This is a genomic window from Okeania sp. SIO3B5 (assembly GCF_010692555.1).
Lineage (GTDB): Bacteria > Cyanobacteriota > Cyanobacteriia > Cyanobacteriales > Microcoleaceae > Okeania.
On record NZ_JAAHHG010000786.1, the window covers coordinates 1 to 3,064 of the forward strand.

Sequence of the window (3,064 nt, forward strand, 5' to 3'; positions counted from 1 at the left end):
CGGAAACTCGTGCGCGGACGTGGAGGGAAGCGTTAGACTACCGCCAAGGAAGCAGCACCCTGTGTTAGCGACAGCTATGCGAAGCAAAACGTCAACCCGCCGAGAAGCTACGGCTCAGTAGGAATCTCCGCGCCTTCAGGCCGGAGAGGATGTCAAGAGAATAATATCTTCGACTGAGTCAAGACTTTTACGTCATAACCTCGGCAACTTATTTCATAGCTTCTATGAAGTTTAGCTCTGCTTGATATACTTATTATTCCTTCCTTCTAGGAAAAAAATTCTCAGAGTTTCAATCCATTTTTGAGGATTTTCCCAGTGAATATTATGACCAGATTCAGGAATTATTTTCAGATTAGCAACCTGACATAATTCTGCTATTTTTAAATTAATAACTTGAAATTTATCATCAAATTCTCCCACCATTAACAAAGTAGGAATCTGATAATTTGATAACTTATCCCAGAGAGAAGGTTGATTGCCTGTTCCCAAATTTCGGAGAGACCTTGCTAATTCTAAAGGGTTATTTTCTAACCGTCTTTCTATTACTTTCTCAAAACTATTATTTTGCCTCAAAGATTTAAATAATGCTTGATTATACCAATTAGATAAAAATTCTTGAAAATTACTATTTTCTAACTTATCAGCTAACTTTAAATCTGATTGACGACGGAGCGATCGCTCCATTTCAGTTTTTAATCCTGGCGATGCTGATTCTAATATTAATTTATTAAATCTAGTGGGAAAATTAATTGCCATATATAAAGCTAATCTGCCACCCATTGAATAACCAAATAAATAACATTTATCAATTTTCAACTCATCCAATAAATGAATCAATGCTATGGCAGTATTTTCCATATCGTAATACTCATCACTGCCATTAACTATAGTTTTTCCATGTCCAGGTAAATCAACTATTAGACAACAAAAATATTCACATAATTGGGGAATGAAATCGACAAAATCATTACTACTTCCCATAAATCCATGTAGTAATAGAATAACAGGCTTATTAATTCTACCTGTTAAATAATAGTTAAGTTGATAATAACGAGATATTTCTGTCAATTTTGTCAAAAAAAAACCCTAGATAGGGTAAGAATAGGCGGTAGATTATTCACGGATATTTAATTTTTTACTACCTTTGTTATTGTTCTCTAGACTCATTTACTTTTGCATGATTTAAAATCAATGAAAACTGATAAAGTTAGAGAAAAAATTTTGAAGTCTTCTGAGATATGCAATTATTTAAGAGTTTTACTCTGCATCATCTCCTGCAAAAGTTAAGTAAACTCCGTCACCACGCTCCTGAATACCCCATACAGATGAAGCTATCCCATTATTTGAGCTTTGAGCTGTTACTTCTTGACCTGTTATTTGTCGCTGGACTGGTGCAGATATTTGAGGTAGAAGATTTTTCTTTTCTTTTTTCATTGTGCTTTCTCCTATTATCAAGTTAGCTCATCTTAGATTATAGTTTGATTACTTGATTGTCAACTGTTCCTTAATATTTTTTTTGAAATATCTTGATTTTACTCACTTGCAGGGTGCATCTCAATTTTGAATAAAGCCAAAAATTTATCGCTTTTAGGCAACAGCTCATCTGGCAACAGGAAATATATAGGAAAAAAGTATTTTTGCTTGCTATGAGATGCACCCCACTTGCAACTTTAATTGTAAGTAGCTGGGCATCAATAAAGGTAAAATATATAAAATATAAAAGTACCTAAAAATCTGAAATTACTAACAACGCCTTCTTCTCTAAAAAATCTTCTAATTTATGAATAAAAGTAATGCTTATTTGAGTTAAAAACTAATCCAAAAATCTCTAAAATAACTAAGCATAGAGCGGAGGCTTTAGTCTCGATCCGGGATGGAAAGTATCAGCAATAGTTGTTCATCGCTCACTGTGCAGATCGAAAAGTTAGTCAAAGGTTTTACCGTTGATGAACTTAAAGAAGACAGGGATTAAGAAGAATTATTTGATTCCTCATATCCATATTCAGAAATAAAAGTGATTTCGACTACTGAAATAAAATATATTGAATAATATTTATAAGACTTATTGCAGAAGTCAGAGAATATGGAATAAAGAGATTAAATTGTTGATTTCATCTCTTTAATTGATTTAATTAACACTTTTACCAGATGTCTATAGAAGCGAAGAAAGAGCTTATAAAGTCGGCAATTAGTAGATAAATTAAAACAATAAATATCATTGAAGTACGGAATGTAGATTTTATAGTTATAGGTCTACCTTTCCTTAAATTATGGTGGCAAATATACCACCATAATTTTAAATTACTTACTCAGACTTAACAAACTTCAGCGCAGCAGAATTCAAACAATAACGCAATCCAGTTGGTGGAGGCCCATCAGGGAAAACATGACCGAGATGAGCATCACAATTACTACAAAGAATTTCTGTTCTTCGCATAAATAAACTCCAGTCAGCTTCTTCTTTAATATTATCCTCATTAATCGGTGCCCAATAACTCGGCCAACCCGTGCCAGAATCATACTTTTCTTCTGAACTAAATAAGTCAGCACCACAACAAACACATTTATATATTCCTTTTTCTTTATTGTTGTGATATTCCCCCGTAAATGGTCTTTCAGTTCCCTTTTTTCTAGTTACATTGAACTGTTCTGATGTGAGTTGTTCTTTCCACTCTTTTTCGCTTTTTTGAACCTTACTAACCATACTTTTAATATTCCTATTCACAGATTATTTATAAGCAAAACACCTAATTTTTAAATGCTATAGATTGTAATGCTTTACTAATTGTAACATATTGTTAAGCAATCTGAGGATTGTCTTTTTCCTTGAGCAGAAAATTAATTAGGGTTTGCGCTCAAAAGTCTTTTAGTAGGGGTAGGAGACAGGAGACAACCCACCACTAACCCCTCCCAACCCACCCCTAGCCCCTCCCAGGAGGCAGGGCTGTTTCATTCTTGCTTAAGGCAGAGGGGGAGTAGGGGAGTAGGGAGCAGGGGAGAATTTTCCATCCTTTACCCTGAATTTTCCCCAAATTTATCGATCAATAATTTTGGTGAAAAAATT

General features: G+C 34.0%; 3 protein-coding genes. All 3 read right to left on the reverse strand.

Annotated features, from left to right (window positions below; genetic code table 11):
* Positions 1 to 231: 231 nt before the first annotated feature.
* The 3 genes from menH to msrB all read right to left on the reverse strand — a co-directional run bounded on the left by menH (position 232) and on the right by msrB (position 2,704).
* Positions 232 to 1,077 carry a 2-succinyl-6-hydroxy-2,4-cyclohexadiene-1-carboxylate synthase gene (menH, locus tag F6K54_RS42430; protein ID WP_375342040.1) on the reverse strand — a complete coding sequence of 282 codons (846 nt, stop codon included), beginning with the start codon at positions 1,075 to 1,077 and terminating at the stop codon, positions 232 to 234.
* Between the two features lie 180 nt (positions 1,078 to 1,257).
* A complete protein-coding gene (locus F6K54_RS42435; RefSeq protein WP_293090490.1) occupies positions 1,258 to 1,434 on the reverse strand; it encodes an anacyclamide/piricyclamide family prenylated cyclic peptide in 177 nt (58 codons plus the stop codon).
* A gap of 871 nt (positions 1,435 to 2,305) precedes the next feature.
* The gene (gene msrB, locus F6K54_RS42440) at positions 2,306 to 2,704 is read right to left on the reverse strand and encodes a peptide-methionine (R)-S-oxide reductase MsrB (protein WP_293090491.1); all 399 of its coding nucleotides are present in this window, start codon (positions 2,702 to 2,704) and stop codon (positions 2,306 to 2,308) included.
* Positions 2,705 to 3,064: the final 360 nt, after the last annotated feature.

Excerpts from the sequence above, each read along its gene's own strand:
- F6K54_RS42435 (WP_293090490.1), bottom strand. The coding sequence starts at position 1,434 with ATGAAAAAAGAAAAGAAAAATCTTCTACCTCAAATATCTGCACCAGTC.
- msrB (WP_293090491.1), bottom strand. The coding sequence starts at position 2,704 with ATGGTTAGTAAGGTTCAAAAAAGCGAAAAAGAGTGGAAAGAACAACTC.